Below are 13,952 nucleotides of genomic sequence, written 5' to 3'. Positions count from 1 at the left end.
TTTAGATAAAGGTTTCCGTATGCAGTGCGCACTCTATGACGCCGGTCGTTGTCGTTCCTGTCAGTGGATCACGCAGCCCGTGGGCGAGCAACTCACCGCCAAAACCGCCGATCTGCGAAATTTGCTTGCCGGTTTTCCCATCGGAGAATGGTGCGTGCCGGTCAGCGGCCCGGAGCAGGCGTTTCGCAATAAAGCGAAGATGGTGGTCAGCGGCAGCGTGGAAAAACCGTTGCTGGGCATGTTGCATCGCGATGGTACGCCAGAAGATCTGTGCGATTGCCCGCTCTATCCGGCCTCGTTTGCCCCGGTGTTTGCTGTGCTGAAACCGTTTATTGCGCGGGCCGGACTAACACCCTACAACGTGGCACGCAAGCGGGGAGAGCTTAAGTACCTTTTGCTGACGGAAAGTCAGTTTGATGGCGGTATGATGCTGCGCTTTGTTCTGCGTTCCGACAGTAAACTGGCGCAGTTGCGTGCTGCGCTGCCGTGGTTGCAGGCGCAACTGCCGCAACTGAAGGTCATCAGCGTCAATCTTCAGCCGGTACATATGGCGATTATGGAAGGGGAAACAGAAATCTTCCTGACTGAACAGCAGGCGCTGGCGGAGCGGTTTAACGACGTGCCGCTGTGGATCCGCCCGCACAGTTTCTTCCAGACCAACCCGGCGGTGGCAAGCCAATTATATGCCACAGCGCGTGACTGGGTGCGGCAGTTGCCGGTGAACCACATGTGGGATCTGTTCTGTGGTGTCGGTGGGTTTGGTCTGCACTGCGCGACGCCGCAGATGCAGTTGACGGGAATTGAAATTGCGCCGGAAGCCATTGCCTGTGCGAAGCAGTCAGCGGCGGAACTGGGCTTAACCAATCTACATTTTCAGGCGCTGGATTCGACGCAGTTTGCCACCGGGCAGGGGGCTGTGCCGGATCTGGTGCTGGTGAACCCGCCGCGCCGCGGAATTGGTAAATCCTTGTGTGATTACCTCAGCCGAATGGCACCGCAATTTATCATCTATTCCAGCTGTAATGCGCAGACGATGGCGAAAGACATTGCCGCATTGCCAGGCTATCGCATTGAACGGGTACAGCTTTTCGATATGTTCCCACATACCGCGCATTATGAAGTGCTGACATTGTTGCTGAAGGACGAGTCATTGATTGCCGGATAGCGGCGATGGTGCCTTATCCGGCTTGCGAGTGAAGTGTATTTTGTAGGCCTGATAAGCGTCGCGTCATCAGGCATTCTACAGCCAACTCTCTGTCTTACTGCGGGAACCACTGGTCGTTGATTTTTTGGTACGTACCATCGGCCTTGATCGCCGCCAGCGCAGCGTTCAGTTTATCGAGCAGCATTTTATTATCCGGGCGAACCGCGATGCCGAGGCCGGTACCGAAGTACTGTGGATCGGTGACTTTCTCGGTTGCCACACCCAACTGCGGGTTAGTTTTCAGCCACTCGTTCACCACGGCGGTATCACCGAATACGCCATCAATACGGCCATTTTTCAGGTCGATAAACGCATTCTGATAGCTGTCATAGGCCACGGTTTTCACTTCCGGGTGCTTGTCCTGCAAGTATTTCTGGTGAGTGGTGCCGTTTTCCATCCCGATACGTTTACCTTTCAGGTCGGCAAAGGTTTTATAGGTATCTTTCTTCGAAATTACCAGCGCCGAGTTGGCATAGTAGGGGGTCGTAAACGCCACCTGTTTGCTCCGCTCTGGAGTGATATCCATACCGGAAATCACGGCGTCATATTTTTTGAACTTGAGCGCCGGGATCAGGCTGTCAAATGCATGGTTGGTGAAAGTACATTCTGCCTGCATTTGTTTGCATAAGGCTTTTGCCAGATCGAGGTCGAAGCCGACGATTTGATTATTGGCATCCATAGATTCGAACGGTGGATAGGTCGCAGAGACGCCAAAACTGATTTTTTCAGCGGCAGAGGCACCGACGGCGAAAGAGGCAAGTAATGCGGCCAGAACTAACTTTTTCATGGTTGGACTCCCGTTATGATGAGGCGCCGTTTCTGCGGCATGGATTTACAATGCCAGTAAATGAATTTGTATGCAATAAAAATGATTAACTATTTTGTGATAAATAAAAAAAGACGGACAGGTTAGAAACTTGTCCGTCTTGTTGGTTGTGATTTATGCAATAAAGTGCTTAGTTTCGACGTTCGAATGCCAGCGCTTTGCGCTCGATCAGACGCATCATTAACGTCAACAGGCCGTTGACGATCAGGTAGATGACTCCCGCTGCGCCGAACACCATCACATCATAGGTGCGACCGTACAGCAGCTGACCATAACCCATCACTTCCATCAGCGTGATGGTATATGCCAGAGAGGTACTTTTGAACACCAGCACCACTTCGTTGGAATACGAGGAGAGGGCGCGTTTAAAGGCATACGGCAACAGGATTGCCAGCGTGTCTTTCTTGCTCATCCCCAGCGCGCCGCAGGACTGCCACTGGCCTTCCGGAATCGCGCGAATCGCCCCGTAGAACAGTTGAGTGGTATAAGCTGCGCTGTTCAGCGACAGTGCAATCAAGGCGCACAACCATGGCTCTGACAGCAGATGCCACAGAACCGGATACTCCTGCAGAGACGGAAACTGACCCGGTCCGTAGTAGATCAAGAAGATCTGAACCAGCAGCGGCGTACCGGTAAACAGCGTGATATAGCCACGCACCAGCCAGACTACCACCGGCGTTTTCAGCGTCAGAACAATCGTGAAAATCAACGCCAGAATCAGGGCAACGACAATGGACGCCACCGTCAGGGTCAGGCTGGTATGCAGTCCTTTCAGCAGTTCAGGTAAATACTCAAACATCAGCCCGGTCTCCGCTCAAAACGTGTCGCGCGCAGGTCAATGCGTTTGAGAATGTACTGGCTCACCAGCGTAATCACCAGGTAGATCGCCGCAGCGATGATGTACCAGTTAAACGGTTCCTGGGTTCGCGTGGCGATACTCTTGGTTTGCAGCATCAGGTCGTTGACGCTGATGAGGCTCACCAGCGCGGTATCTTTCAGCAATACCAGCCACTGGTTGCCCAGCCCCGGCAGCGCATGACGCCACATTTGCGGCATCACCAGCCGGAAGAAAATGGCGGTCTTCGACAGTCCCAACGCCTGGCCGGATTCCCACTGTCCCAGCGGTACCGCTTTTAGCGCGCCGCGCAACGTTTGAGACGCATAGGCTGCGTAGAGCAGAGAGAGGGCAATCACTCCACACAGGAAGGGGCTGACGTCGAAGTTTTCGATCTCCATTCGTACCGGAATCTGCACGACGCCCAGATTGATCGTAAAGCCATCAGAGAGCATCAGCAGCAGTTGAGAGGAGCCGAAATAGATAAACAGCACCACCAGAATTTCCGGCAGGCCGCGTAAAATGGTGACCAGCGCGGAACCCGTCCACGCGACAGGACGCCATTTCACTGACTCCCAGACGGCGAAAAGCATTGCCAGCGCCAGGCCGAGGATCAGTGCACAAACGGCAAGGCCGACGGTCATCCCGGCGGCGCTTGCAAGTGGGAAAAATTCGTTCATCAAGGCTTACTTCTGGAACCATTTGTTATAGATGGTCTCGTAAGTCCCATCTTTCTTCACTTTTTCCAGCGCAGTGTTGAATTTCTGCTGCAGTTCCTCGTTGCCCTGGCGTACGGCGATGCCGAGGCCGGTGCCGAAGTAATCTTTATCCGTCACTTTGTCGCCAACCGGCGCCAGCTTCGGATTGTCTTTCAGCCACTCTGTGACCACCGCGGTATCACCGAACACACTGTCAATACGGCCGTTTTGCAGATCCAGTTTCGCATTCTGGTAGCTGTCATACGGAACGGTAGTGATTTCCGGGTGCTTATCCATGATGAATTTCTGGTGAGTGGTGCCATTCTGCACGCCCACTTTCTTGCCTTTCAGCTGATCAACGCCAGTGAATTTACCCTGCTGACCAATGAACAGCGCGGAGTTGTCATAGTAAGGGGTCGTGAACAGCACCTGTTTTTCACGCTCGGGCGTGATATCCATCCCGGCCATCACCGCGTCGAAACGGCGGAATTTCAGGCTTGGGATCAGGCTGTCAAATGCCTGGTTGGTAAAGGTACAGGTCGCGTCGATCTCTTTACACAGCGCATTGGCCAGATCGACATCAAAGCCGACAATCTTGTTATTAGCGTCCATGGATTCAAACGGAGGATAGGACGCTTCGGTCGCAAAACGAATGGTCTGGGCTGCTGTAGCGGAAAGGCTAAAGCCTGCGATAAGCGCGGCAATCAGAACTTTTTTCATTGTGTTGTCCCGAATCTTAGTGAGAGAGATAGTTTTTAAATGCTTCGGTCTGCGGGTCGGCAAAGCAACTCGCATTACCCTGCTCGACGATATGACCGTTTTCCATATACACGACGCGGCTGGCGGTTTTACGCGCCACTTCCACTTCGTGCGTCACGATCACTTGTGTAATTTTAGTTTCCGCCAGTTCACGAATGATGCTGACGATCTGCGCGGTAATTTCCGGGTCCAGCGCGGCGGTGGGTTCATCAAACAGCAACACCTGCGGCTCCATCATCAACGCGCGGGCAATGGCCACACGCTGCTGTTGTCCGCCGGAGAGATGCAGCGGATAGCGATCGCTGTAAGGTTTCAGGCGCAGGCGTTCAAGCAGCTTTTCGGCGCGCGCCAGTGCCTGATCTTTCGACAGACCCAGCACGCGGCAGGGTGCCTCAATCAGATTCTGTTGCACGGTGAGGTGCGGCCACAGATTGTATTGCTGAAAGACCATTCCGACGTTCTGACGCAGCTCGCGAATTGCTTTATCTGACGGCGTCTTGCGGAAATCGAAGTGATTTCCCGCAATGTTAAGCGTACCGGAACGCGGCATCTCAAGCAGATTGAGTACCCGCAGCAGTGAGCTTTTACCGGCCCCGCTTGGGCCCAGTAACACCAGTGTTTCACCCTGCGGGCAATCCAGCGTGATATCGAACAGCGCCTGATGCGCGCCGTAGAAGCAGTTAATGCCGTTTAATTGAATACTCATTGATGCTCGTATACTGGCCGTCTGATAGCTATTGAAGCCGCAGATAGTACCTTTGACAGAATAGTTATGCAATATTTATGCTTTAAAAGTTAAATATAACGCGCATTTCTCATTAAACATAGCACAAAATAGCGAGGGGGAGGGTCGGTAAGAACAATTGTCGGCATTCCATGCAGAATGCCGGACAATTTACGGGGGGGACAATTTTTAGCGCGTTTAAGCGGAGAGATTAACGGTTTTCAACCGACTGACGAAGCGTACCGGCCGGGGCATGCACGCTGCCGCCGAGATAGCGAACATCATCAATGACCCAGCACTGGCCTTCACGGATCATCAGCACTTCATCCTGCCAGTTCTGATCGCCCTGTTTCAGCGCAACGCGTAGCGGGATGTTTCGTGCATCACTATTCGGAATGGTCGAAGCGCTGGCAACACTGGCGCTGTCCGGCGGCGTGGCGCGGCTGGAGAACGGATCGCTGCTCATCAATTGACGATGCGCACTGTCACGACTGGCATCCGACAGCAGTTTCGCCAGGCTGTCGCTCAGATAAGGGCGCAGGGCGGTGAGATCATTACTGCGGTGCTGGATACGATAGTCAAAGAATTGTTGAGCCACACTGTCCGGGCCGCCATCCACACAGGCCCCCGCACGCGGCCCGTTGTCTTTATAGGCTGGCGTGACGGTAGTGCAGGCGCTGAGCAGCAGCGCGCAAGGGATGAGCAGGGAGAGTTTCGAATAGCGCATAGTGATTTCCTTATAAGCGTTCTGCCATGAGTCTTCTAAGATAACAGTCATCTACGATAATCAATTATATCCTTTCAATGATAGTGTATGGCGCTGATAATGTGCTGAATGTAACCAGGAGAGACATCATGCAATTTTCGACAACCCCCACGCTCGAAGGACAAAGCATCGTGGAATACTGCGGTGTGGTCACAGGCGAAGCCATTCTGGGCGCGAATATTTTCCGGGACTTTTTTGCCGGTATCCGCGATATCGTCGGCGGTCGTTCAGGCGCTTACGAAAAAGAGTTACGCAAAGCGCGTGAAATTGCTTTCGCAGAGCTGGGCGAGCAGGCGAAAGCGCTGGGCGCTGACGCCGTCGTGGGCATTGATATCGATTATGAAACGGTCGGCAAAGATAGCAGCATGCTGATGGTCAGCGTCAGCGGGACGGCGGTGAAAACGCGTCGATGAGAAAGGGGTTATGGCTGGCGGCCTTTGCGTTACTGCTGACGGGATGCGCGGGCGAAAAAGGGATCGTTGATAAAGACGGTTATCAGCTTGATACCCGTCATCAGGCGCAGGCGGCATATCCGCGCATCAAAGTGTTGGTGATCCACTATACCGCGGATGACTTCGATAGCTCGCTGGCGACGCTGACGGATAAAAACGTCAGTTCGCATTATCTGATCCCGTCCGTGCCGCCGTTGCATCGTGGTAAACCGCGTATCTGGCAACTGGTGCCGGAACAGGATCTGGCGTGGCATGCCGGTATCAGTTTCTGGCGCGGCGCGACGCGCATCAACGACACCTCAATTGGCATTGAGCTGGAAAATCGCGGCTGGCAAAAATCGGCGGGTGATAAATATTTTGCCCCGTTTGAGCCTGCGCAGATTCAGGCGCTGATCCCGCTGGCAAAAGACATTATCGCCCGTTACGACATCAAGCCACAGAACGTGGTCGCGCATGCGGATATTGCCCCACAGCGAAAAGACGATCCCGGTCCGCTGTTTCCCTGGCGAGCGCTGGCAGCACAAGGCATTGGCGCCTGGCCCGATGCGCAGCGGGTAAATTTCTACCTCGCTGGGCGGGCGCCGCATACGCCCGTTGAGATGGCCTCACTGCTGGATCTGTTGTCGCGTTATGGGTATGAGGTGAAGCCTGAAATGACCGCGCGTGAACAGCAGCGCGTTGTGATGGCGTTTCAGATGCACTTCCGCCCGACGTTGTGGAACGGCGTTGCCGATGCCGAAACGCAGGCGATTGCTGAGGCGTTACTGGAAAAGTATGGGCAAGGTTAGCGATGCAGTTTTCCGTGGTCGCGCAACCACGCGGCCGTTTTCACAATACCTTCATCCAGCGTCACCACCGGCTTATACCCCAGTTCCGTTTCGGCACGGCTGATATCCAGCGTAAAATCGAAATTCAGCTTCGACACCCCGTAGTGGGTTAACGCCGGTTCTTTGGCAGACTTATTGCCAAAGTGCTCCAGGCTGCGGGCAATCATATCCAGCATCGGATAGGGCACGGAACGGATCCGGCAGTGTATATTCAGTTCATCAATCAGCTTTTGCACGATACTGCGCAGGGTTCTGGGTTCGCCGTTGGTGATGTTGTACACCCGACCGGACGGCAGGCTGTCGCACAGTTCCTGACTCGCCAGCCACATCGCGTGGATAGCGTTCTCATAGTAGGTCATATCGACCATCGCGCTGCCGCCGTGCGGCAACAGCACGCTGCCGTAGTGGTGCATCATGTGCGCCAGACGGGGAATAAACACTTTGTCGTGTGGGCCAAACAGGCTCTGTGGGCGCAACACCGTAAACCGGGTCTGCGGATTTGCCTGGGCCAGCAGGCTGATGACCTCTTCGCCAGCGGCTTTGCTGCGGGCAAATTCATTGGCAAAGCGGTGCGGGCGAAAATCTTCTTTGATATCGCGATGATGGTGATAATCGAAATAAAGCGATGGAGAGGAAATATGAACAAAGTTACGCACGCCCCATGCGACGGCCCATTCGCCAAGACGGCGGGTCGCACGTACGTTTGCCAGATCAAAGGCTTCCTGAGTTCCCCAGGGTGAGGTGAAACTTGAGCAGTGCCACAGCGTATCGATGCCCGCAAGCATAACCTTCGCCTGCGAAGAGACCAGCTCGGTCAGATCCGCATGCACAAACTCCGCGCCCATTTTTTCGAGCAGTTTACCCATCGCTTCGTTGCGACCGGTCGCTCTGACGCTGATGCCTTTGTTGCGCAAAAACTCAACCGCGTTTCGTCCTAAGCCGCTGGTTGCGCCGGTAACCAGTACCTTCATATCAGTCCACTGTGTTTAATAAAACGTCGTGCGCATTCTTCCGTGAATTACGTCGGTATGCAATGGGAAACGTGAAACAATACAGTAAGTTTTTACGATTTATCTGTGATTTGTTCTGCAAGTCTGGCAATTTTCTTTGCCATCCCCCGGAAAATAAACAGGTGCGCCGGGATCATCAGCAGCCAGTAGAAAAGCCCTGGCATACCGTGCGGATGCCACCAGGCACGCACGTCAATTTCGCGATGATCGCCCTTATCGTCAAGGGTAAAGCTCAGCCGTCCCAGGCCTGGCGCTTTCATGCCAAACAGCAGCGCGAGCTGTTTTTCTGGCTCGACGATAATCACTTTCCAACTGTCTACAGTATCGCCCGGTTGAAGCAGTTCGTGTTCAGGACGACCTTTTGCCAGCCGATGCCCGACTAGCAGATCCAGCGCGGCGCGGATCTTCCACAATCCATTGCCAAAGAAATAGCCCTCTTTGCCGCCAAGACGGTTCACTACCCGCCACAACGCCGGCAAACTGGCGGATGTCTTTACGGTAAACCCGGCCTGTTTGGCGAAAAAACCGTATTCCGGTCGCCAGCGGGCAAACGCCTGCGCGTCGTAACCCCAGTCGCTGGAGTTCACCAGTTTCTCCTCTTCCTTCAGCGTGCTGCGTACAGCATCGTCAAAGGCGATAAGCTTTTGGGGTATCAACGCCCGCAATTCGCTGTCATCGGCCAGCAGATCGTGTCTGAGGCCCTGTATCAACGCTTTCGCGGTGGTAGGCGGCACCGAGGTGATGACATTCAGGAACCAGACGGAAATCCAACGGGTGGGAAAGGGGATGGGGATAAGCCAGCGATGCTTGCCGCTCACCGTCATGAAATGTTCGAACTGCTGCTGATAGCTAAGCACCTGTGGCCCGGCGGCTTCAAAGATCCGATGCTCACGGGACGGGTGATCCAGCAAGGCCACCAGATAATGCAGCAGGTTTTCCAGCGCGATGGGCGTGGTACGTGAGCGCACCCAGCGCGGCGGGGTCAGCACCGGCAGGTTGTAGACCATGTCGCGCATCACTTCAAAAGCGGCGGAACCGGCTCCGACGATGATCCCGGCGCGCAGTTCCGTTACCGGCACGCCAGACTCGCGCAGGGTATCGGCGGTGATCTGCCGCGCCCGCAGGTGGTCAGACTGCTCGTGTTCCGGCGCCTGCAAGGAGCTGAGAAAAATCAGTTGCCCGACCGGCGTTTCACGCAGAGCATCACGCACGTTAAGCGCGACCTGACGCTCATGGGCAATGAAATCGCCGCCTTCTCCCATACCGTGTACCAGATAGTAGACGGTATCAACATTCGTCAACAGAGACGCAAGCTGCGTCGGCCAGTTCAGATCGACCTTATGACAGCTGACGTTGGGCAACTGCTGTTTGTCCAGCCGTTCAATGCGACGTGCCACCGCCAGTACCTGATGTCCTTGCTGGCTGAGCGCCTGCACCAGATGTTGACCAATGTAACCACTGGCGCCAAGAACCACTATGCGTTGCGGCACATCTCTCTCCTTAACGAGTCAGGAACGCGCGCCAGTGGGCGACGACATCAGCAAGCTGTTCCCGTGAAACATCCAGATGGGTCACCAGACGGACAATCGGCGACGCGTTGATCAGCACGCCCTGTGCCTTCATGTATTCACCCAGCGCTACGGCGTTGGCCTCACCGACGCGGACAAACAGCATATTGGTGTCGTGACGCATCACGTCCGCCCCGGCTTCCCGTAGCTGCTCTGCAAGCCAGGCCGCGTTGTCGTGATCGTCCTGCAGGCGCGCAACGTTATTTTTCAGGGCATACAGTCCGGCTGCCGCCAGGATACCGGCCTGACGCATGCCGCCGCCGGTCATTTTGCGCCAGCGGATGGCGCGCTTGATGTAATCGCGGCTGCCGACCAGTAGCGATCCGACCGGCGTCCCCAGCCCTTTGGACAGGCAGATGGTAAAGGAGTCGCAATACTGCACGACCTCTTTGAGTTCACAGCCGTACGCCACGACAGCGTTAAAAATACGTGCGCCATCGACATGCAGCGCCAGACCGCGCTCACGGGTAAATTCCCATGCCTCTTTCAGATACTCTCGTGGCAGGACTTTGCCGTTGTGGGTATTTTCGAGGCTTAGCAGGCGGGTACGGGCAAAGTGGATGTCATCTGCCTTTATTTTGGCGGCGACTTTATCCAGCGGTAACGTTCCGTCTGGCGCAGCGTCAATCGGCTGCGGCTGAATGCTGCCGAGCACCGCCGCGCCACCGGCTTCATACAGATAGTTATGGGCCCCCTGACCGGCGATATACTCTTCGCCACGCTCGCAGTGGCTCAGTAGCGCCACGAGGTTGGCCTGGGTGCCGGTGGGTAAAAATAACGCCGCTTCTTTACCTGAAAGGTCAGCGGCGTATTGCTGGAGAGCGTTAACGGTAGGGTCATCCCCGTACACGTCGTCCCCCACCGGGGCGGCCATCATTTCTTCAAGCATGGCGCGACTCGGACGGGTGACGGTATCACTGCGTAGATCAATCATTGCACATCCCTATTGTTTGAAAGGCGATGTGCATTGTTTTACCTGAGCCAGTTGGTTTTTGCCAGTTCGATCACCTCATCGCCGCGACCGCTGATGATGGCGCGCAGCATATACAGGCTGAAGCCTTTGGCCTGCTCCAGTTTGATCTGCGGCGGAATGGCCAGTTCTTCTTTTGCAACAACTACATCCACCAGCACCGGGCCGTCGATTGACAGGGCGCGCTGTAGTGCTTCATCAACGTCTGCGGCTTTTTCCACCCGAATACCGGTGATGCCGCACGCTTCGGCAATGCGCGCAAAGTTAGTGTCGTGCAACTCCGTACCGTCAGTGAGATAACCACCGGCCTTCATCTCCATCGCCACAAAACCCAGCACGCTGTTGTTAAAGACCACGATTTTGACCGGGAGCTTCATCTGGACCACTGACAGGAAATCCCCCATTAGCATACTGAATCCGCCGTCGCCGCACATAGCGATCACCTGTCGTCCCGGCGCGGTGGCCTGTGCGCCCAGCGCCTGCGGCATGGCGTTAGCCATCGAACCGTGGTTAAACGAGCCCAACAGACGGCGCTTGCCGTTCATTTTCAGGTAGCGGGCGGCCCATACCGTCGGCGTACCGACGTCGCAGGTAAAGATGGCGTCATCGGCGGCAAAGTGGCTGATTTGTTGCGCCAGGTACTGCGGGTGAATTGCCTTTTCGCTGGGTTTGGCAAGATCGTCGAGACCCTTACGCGCATCGCGATAATCGCTCAATGCCTTATCGAGGAATTTACGTTCGGTTTTCTCTTCCACCAGCGGCAGCAGTGCCGTCAGCGTGGCTTTGATATCGCCTACCAGCGCCATATCGACCTTACTGTGCGCGCCGATACTGGCGGGGTTGATATCAATCTGAATAATTTTGGCGTCAGTTGGGTAGAACGCGCGGTAAGGGAACTGCGTACCGAGTAGCACCAGCGTATCGGCATTCATCATGGTATGGAAGCCGGATGAGAAGCCGATCAATCCGGTCATCCCCACATCATATGGGTTGTCGTATTCGACATGTTCTTTACCGCGCAGGGCGTGAACGATAGGGGCCTTAATTTTGGCAGCGAACTCGACCAGTTCTTTATGCGCACCCGCGCAGCCGCTGCCGCACATCAGGGCGATATTGCTGGAGTAGCGTAACAGTTGAGCCAGCTTTCTTAACTCTTCTTCTGCGGGCGTGACGATCGGCAAGGGCGCGTGATACCAGTGGCTGCTGGCGCTTTCTGGCGCTGGTTTTAATGCCACATCGCCTGGTAATACCACCACCGAGACGCCACGATTGAGCACCGCTTTGCGCATGGCAATCGCCAGGACCTGGGGGATCTGTTCCGGGCTGGAAACAAGCTCGCAATAGTGGCTACATTCGCGGAACAGTTCCTGTGGGTGCGTCTCCTGGAAATAGCCGCTGCCAATTTCGCTGGACGGAATGTGGGCGGCGATGGCCAGCACCGGGACGTGGTTACGATGACAATCAAACAGACCGTTGATCAGATGCAGGTTACCGGGTCCACAAGACCCTGCGCAAACCGCCAGTTCACCGGTCAGTTGCGCCTCCGCACCCGCCGCAAACGCGGCAACTTCTTCATGACGGGTCGACATCCACTCAATCGTTCCCATGCGATTGAGGCTGTCGCTCAGGCCGTTCAGCGAATCGCCCGTCACGCCCCAGATACGTTTCACACCTGCCTGTTCCAGTGTTTTAGCAATAAAAGCGGCAACCGTTTGTTTCATGGTTTTCCATCTCCTTAATTGTGATACCGGTTACAAGTTTAGATGAAGATAGTGATTACGCTGCGTGGCACCCCCTTATTTTCAGCGGCTTCCTTTCAGGGGGGATAACGCGTAGCGTGAAAAAATCAGAGTGAACCAGGGGTAAATTCAGATGCTTACCACATTGTTAAATGCAGTGAATCGGATGCTGACGCACGAGGATTTTGGCAAGTTTTTATTACGCCTGGCGGTGGGGGGATTGATGCTGTTTCACGGGCTGCATAAGCTGTTTGCCGGGATTGATGGCATTAGCGGAATGCTGATTGCTAAAGGGTTACCGGGCTTTATTGCGTACGGCGTACTGGTGGGGGAAGTGATTGCGCCTTGTCTGATTATTCTCGGGATCCTGACGCGTCCGGCGGCGCTGGTGCTGGCATTCACCATGATTGTGGCGTGGCTGATGGTCGGGATGAATGAAACCTGGGCGCTGGATAAAACTGGCGCATGGGCAATTGAAAGTCTGGTCTATTTCTTTATCGGCGCACTGGCGGTGGCGTTTCTCGGTGCGGGACGGTTTTCGGTTGCGGGTAATTCAGCCTGGCGGTAAAAAAAATGCCCGGACGAACCGGGCATTGTTGACTCAGGCGAGCACTAAGTCGCCCTGCGGATGACAGGAGCAGGCCAGTACGTAGCCTTCGGCGATTTCAGCATCGGTTAGCGTCATGGTGCTGCTGACCGTATAGTCGCCGGAAACCACTTTGGTTTTACAGCAACCGCAGACGCCCGCGCGGCAGGCAACGGTGACGGGCACCTTGTTGCTTTCCAGCGCATCCAGCAGCGTCGTACCGACCGGCGCGTAAAATGCTTTCGCTGGCTGCAGCTTAGTGAATTTCAGACCGCTGGTTACCGCTTCCGCTACCGGGGTGAAGAACTGTTCTTTAAAGAAGCGCGTGACGCCCAGCGCTTTCACTTCCCGCTCGACCAGATCCATATACGGCGCCGGGCCACAGGTCATCACCGTGCGGGAGGCCAGATCCGGTACCTGTTGCAACAGCGCAGTGGTCAGGCGACCGGCGACAAAACCGGCCGTGGCGTTGTTTTCCGCCACCAGCGTGACCGGATACTGACGCCATTCTTCGGCAAAAATGACATCCTGCGGCGAGCGCACGTTGAAGATCACCTGTACGTCAGCATGCGGACGGTACTTCGCCAACCAGCGGCGCATCGACATGATCGGCGTGACGCCACAACCGGCTGCCAGCATCAGGAACTTATCATCGGCTTTGTCTTCGCAGATGAAATCGCCCATTGCATCGGACAGCCAGAGGTAGTCGCCGCGCTTCACGTCGCGGGTTAACCACTGTGAGCCCGCACCGTCGTCAATCCGGCGAACGGTCAGCGTAATGTACTCGCTGACGCCCGGCGTTGAAGAGAGCGTGTAAGCGCGCAGCGTTTCCGCCGAATTACGCACGCTGATCAGTGCATACTGCCCGGCGCGATACGGATAATAGTCGTGGCACAGCAACGAAATTGTCCATACATCCGGCGTTTCCTGATGGATGTGATGAACCTGCATCCGCCATGGGCACTGATGAGTTGGCATTGTCATTTTT

15 protein-coding genes are annotated in these 13,952 nt (G+C 55.3%); 4 read left to right on the top strand and 11 right to left on the bottom strand.

Annotation, left to right across the window (positions count from 1 at the left end; translation table 11 throughout):
- The first annotated feature begins 19 nt into the window (after window positions 1–19).
- Window positions 20–1,165 (top strand): 23S rRNA (uracil(747)-C(5))-methyltransferase RlmC, encoded by a 1,146-nt coding sequence (rlmC, locus tag JTI98_RS18420; RefSeq protein ID WP_216081638.1) that lies wholly within the window; start codon window positions 20–22, stop codon window positions 1,163–1,165.
- 94 nt (window positions 1,166–1,259) lie between these two features.
- Here rlmC and artJ read toward each other — a convergent pair whose 3' ends face one another.
- From artJ to JTI98_RS18390, 6 genes are all read right to left on the bottom strand, one after another.
- Window positions 1,260–1,991 carry an arginine ABC transporter substrate-binding protein ArtJ gene (gene artJ / locus JTI98_RS18415; RefSeq protein WP_216081637.1) on the bottom strand — a complete coding sequence of 244 codons (732 nt, stop codon included), beginning with the start codon at window positions 1,989–1,991 and terminating at the stop codon, window positions 1,260–1,262.
- Window positions 1,992–2,160: 169 nt separating this feature from the next.
- Window positions 2,161–2,829, bottom strand: a complete 669-nt coding sequence (gene artM, locus JTI98_RS18410) for an arginine ABC transporter permease ArtM (RefSeq protein WP_042320323.1) — start codon at window positions 2,827–2,829, stop codon at window positions 2,161–2,163.
- The gene (gene artQ, locus JTI98_RS18405) at window positions 2,829–3,545 is read right to left on the bottom strand and encodes an arginine ABC transporter permease ArtQ (protein WP_043001228.1); all 717 of its coding nucleotides are present in this window, start codon (window positions 3,543–3,545) and stop codon (window positions 2,829–2,831) included. The genes artM and artQ overlap by 1 nt, the downstream gene beginning before the upstream one ends.
- Before the next feature lie 6 nt (window positions 3,546–3,551).
- Complete coding sequence (gene artI, locus JTI98_RS18400) at window positions 3,552–4,283, bottom strand: arginine ABC transporter substrate-binding protein ArtI (protein ID WP_043001227.1); 732 nt, start codon at window positions 4,281–4,283, stop codon at window positions 3,552–3,554.
- 16 nt (window positions 4,284–4,299) lie between these two features.
- Window positions 4,300–5,028, bottom strand: a complete 729-nt coding sequence (gene artP, locus JTI98_RS18395; RefSeq protein ID WP_043001226.1) for an arginine ABC transporter ATP-binding protein ArtP — start codon at window positions 5,026–5,028, stop codon at window positions 4,300–4,302.
- A 229-nt stretch (window positions 5,029–5,257) separates the two neighbouring features.
- Window positions 5,258–5,773 (bottom strand): lipoprotein, encoded by a 516-nt coding sequence (locus JTI98_RS18390; RefSeq protein ID WP_216081636.1) that lies wholly within the window; start codon window positions 5,771–5,773, stop codon window positions 5,258–5,260.
- Window positions 5,774–5,901: 128 nt separating this feature from the next.
- Here JTI98_RS18390 and JTI98_RS18385 point away from each other — a divergent pair, with 128 nt between their 5' ends.
- A complete protein-coding gene (locus JTI98_RS18385; protein ID WP_042320310.1) occupies window positions 5,902–6,225 on the top strand; it encodes a heavy metal-binding domain-containing protein in 324 nt (107 codons plus the stop codon).
- Window positions 6,222–7,052 carry an N-acetylmuramoyl-L-alanine amidase gene (locus tag JTI98_RS18380; RefSeq protein ID WP_044256372.1) on the top strand — a complete coding sequence of 277 codons (831 nt, stop codon included), beginning with the start codon at window positions 6,222–6,224 and terminating at the stop codon, window positions 7,050–7,052. The genes JTI98_RS18385 and JTI98_RS18380 overlap by 4 nt, the downstream gene beginning before the upstream one ends.
- Here the strand turns inward: JTI98_RS18380 and JTI98_RS18375 are convergent.
- The 4 genes from JTI98_RS18375 to poxB form a co-directional block, all read right to left on the bottom strand.
- Entirely contained in the window at window positions 7,049–8,062 is a 1,014-nt protein-coding gene (locus JTI98_RS18375; RefSeq protein WP_043001223.1) for an NAD(P)-dependent oxidoreductase, read from the bottom strand. The genes JTI98_RS18380 and JTI98_RS18375 overlap by 4 nt on opposite strands.
- 92 nt (window positions 8,063–8,154) lie before the next feature.
- Entirely contained in the window at window positions 8,155–9,591 is a 1,437-nt protein-coding gene (locus JTI98_RS18370; protein WP_043001222.1) for an SDR family oxidoreductase, read from the bottom strand.
- Between the two features lie 10 nt (window positions 9,592–9,601).
- Window positions 9,602–10,603 carry a low-specificity L-threonine aldolase gene (ltaE, locus tag JTI98_RS18365; protein ID WP_044327094.1) on the bottom strand — a complete coding sequence of 334 codons (1,002 nt, stop codon included), beginning with the start codon at window positions 10,601–10,603 and terminating at the stop codon, window positions 9,602–9,604.
- A 38-nt stretch (window positions 10,604–10,641) separates the two neighbouring features.
- Window positions 10,642–12,360 carry a ubiquinone-dependent pyruvate dehydrogenase gene (gene poxB / locus JTI98_RS18360; RefSeq protein ID WP_044256366.1) on the bottom strand — a complete coding sequence of 573 codons (1,719 nt, stop codon included), beginning with the start codon at window positions 12,358–12,360 and terminating at the stop codon, window positions 10,642–10,644.
- A gap of 151 nt (window positions 12,361–12,511) precedes the next feature.
- Here poxB and JTI98_RS18355 point away from each other — a divergent pair, with 151 nt between their 5' ends.
- On the top strand, window positions 12,512–12,946 hold the full coding sequence (locus JTI98_RS18355; RefSeq protein WP_044327093.1) for a DoxX family protein: 435 nt from the start codon (window positions 12,512–12,514) through the stop codon (window positions 12,944–12,946).
- A gap of 33 nt (window positions 12,947–12,979) precedes the next feature.
- On the opposite strand, the gene hcr is transcribed toward JTI98_RS18355, so the two are convergent.
- Window positions 12,980–13,948: an NADH oxidoreductase gene (hcr, locus tag JTI98_RS18350; RefSeq protein ID WP_104446272.1), complete on the bottom strand. Its 969-nt coding sequence runs from the start codon at window positions 13,946–13,948 to the stop codon at window positions 12,980–12,982.
- Window positions 13,949–13,952: the final 4 nt, after the last annotated feature.

The organism is Citrobacter sp. MGH 55, assembly GCF_016906145.1.
Classification (GTDB): domain Bacteria; phylum Pseudomonadota; class Gammaproteobacteria; order Enterobacterales; family Enterobacteriaceae; genus Citrobacter_A; species Citrobacter_A amalonaticus.
This window is presented reverse-complemented; position numbering and strand designations above follow the sequence as displayed.

Coding starts and splice junctions, on each gene's coding strand:
- rlmC (WP_216081638.1), top strand. CDS start 20: ATGCAGTGCGCACTCTATGACGCCGGTCGTTGTCGTTCCTGTCAGTGG.
- artJ (WP_216081637.1), bottom strand. CDS start 1,991: ATGAAAAAGTTAGTTCTGGCCGCATTACTTGCCTCTTTCGCCGTCGGT.
- artM (WP_042320323.1), bottom strand. CDS start 2,829: ATGTTTGAGTATTTACCTGAACTGCTGAAAGGACTGCATACCAGCCTG.
- artQ (WP_043001228.1), bottom strand. CDS start 3,545: ATGAACGAATTTTTCCCACTTGCAAGCGCCGCCGGGATGACCGTCGGC.
- artI (WP_043001227.1), bottom strand. CDS start 4,283: ATGAAAAAAGTTCTGATTGCCGCGCTTATCGCAGGCTTTAGCCTTTCC.
- artP (WP_043001226.1), bottom strand. CDS start 5,028: ATGAGTATTCAATTAAACGGCATTAACTGCTTCTACGGCGCGCATCAG.
- JTI98_RS18390 (WP_216081636.1), bottom strand. CDS start 5,773: ATGCGCTATTCGAAACTCTCCCTGCTCATCCCTTGCGCGCTGCTGCTC.
- JTI98_RS18385 (WP_042320310.1), top strand. CDS start 5,902: ATGCAATTTTCGACAACCCCCACGCTCGAAGGACAAAGCATCGTGGAA.
- JTI98_RS18380 (WP_044256372.1), top strand. CDS start 6,222: ATGAGAAAGGGGTTATGGCTGGCGGCCTTTGCGTTACTGCTGACGGGA.
- JTI98_RS18375 (WP_043001223.1), bottom strand. CDS start 8,062: ATGAAGGTACTGGTTACCGGCGCAACCAGCGGCTTAGGACGAAACGCG.
- ltaE (WP_044327094.1), bottom strand. CDS start 10,603: ATGATTGATCTACGCAGTGATACCGTCACCCGTCCGAGTCGCGCCATG.
- poxB (WP_044256366.1), bottom strand. CDS start 12,360: ATGAAACAAACGGTTGCCGCTTTTATTGCTAAAACACTGGAACAGGCA.
- JTI98_RS18355 (WP_044327093.1), top strand. CDS start 12,512: ATGCTTACCACATTGTTAAATGCAGTGAATCGGATGCTGACGCACGAG.
- hcr (WP_104446272.1), bottom strand. CDS start 13,948: ATGACAATGCCAACTCATCAGTGCCCATGGCGGATGCAGGTTCATCAC.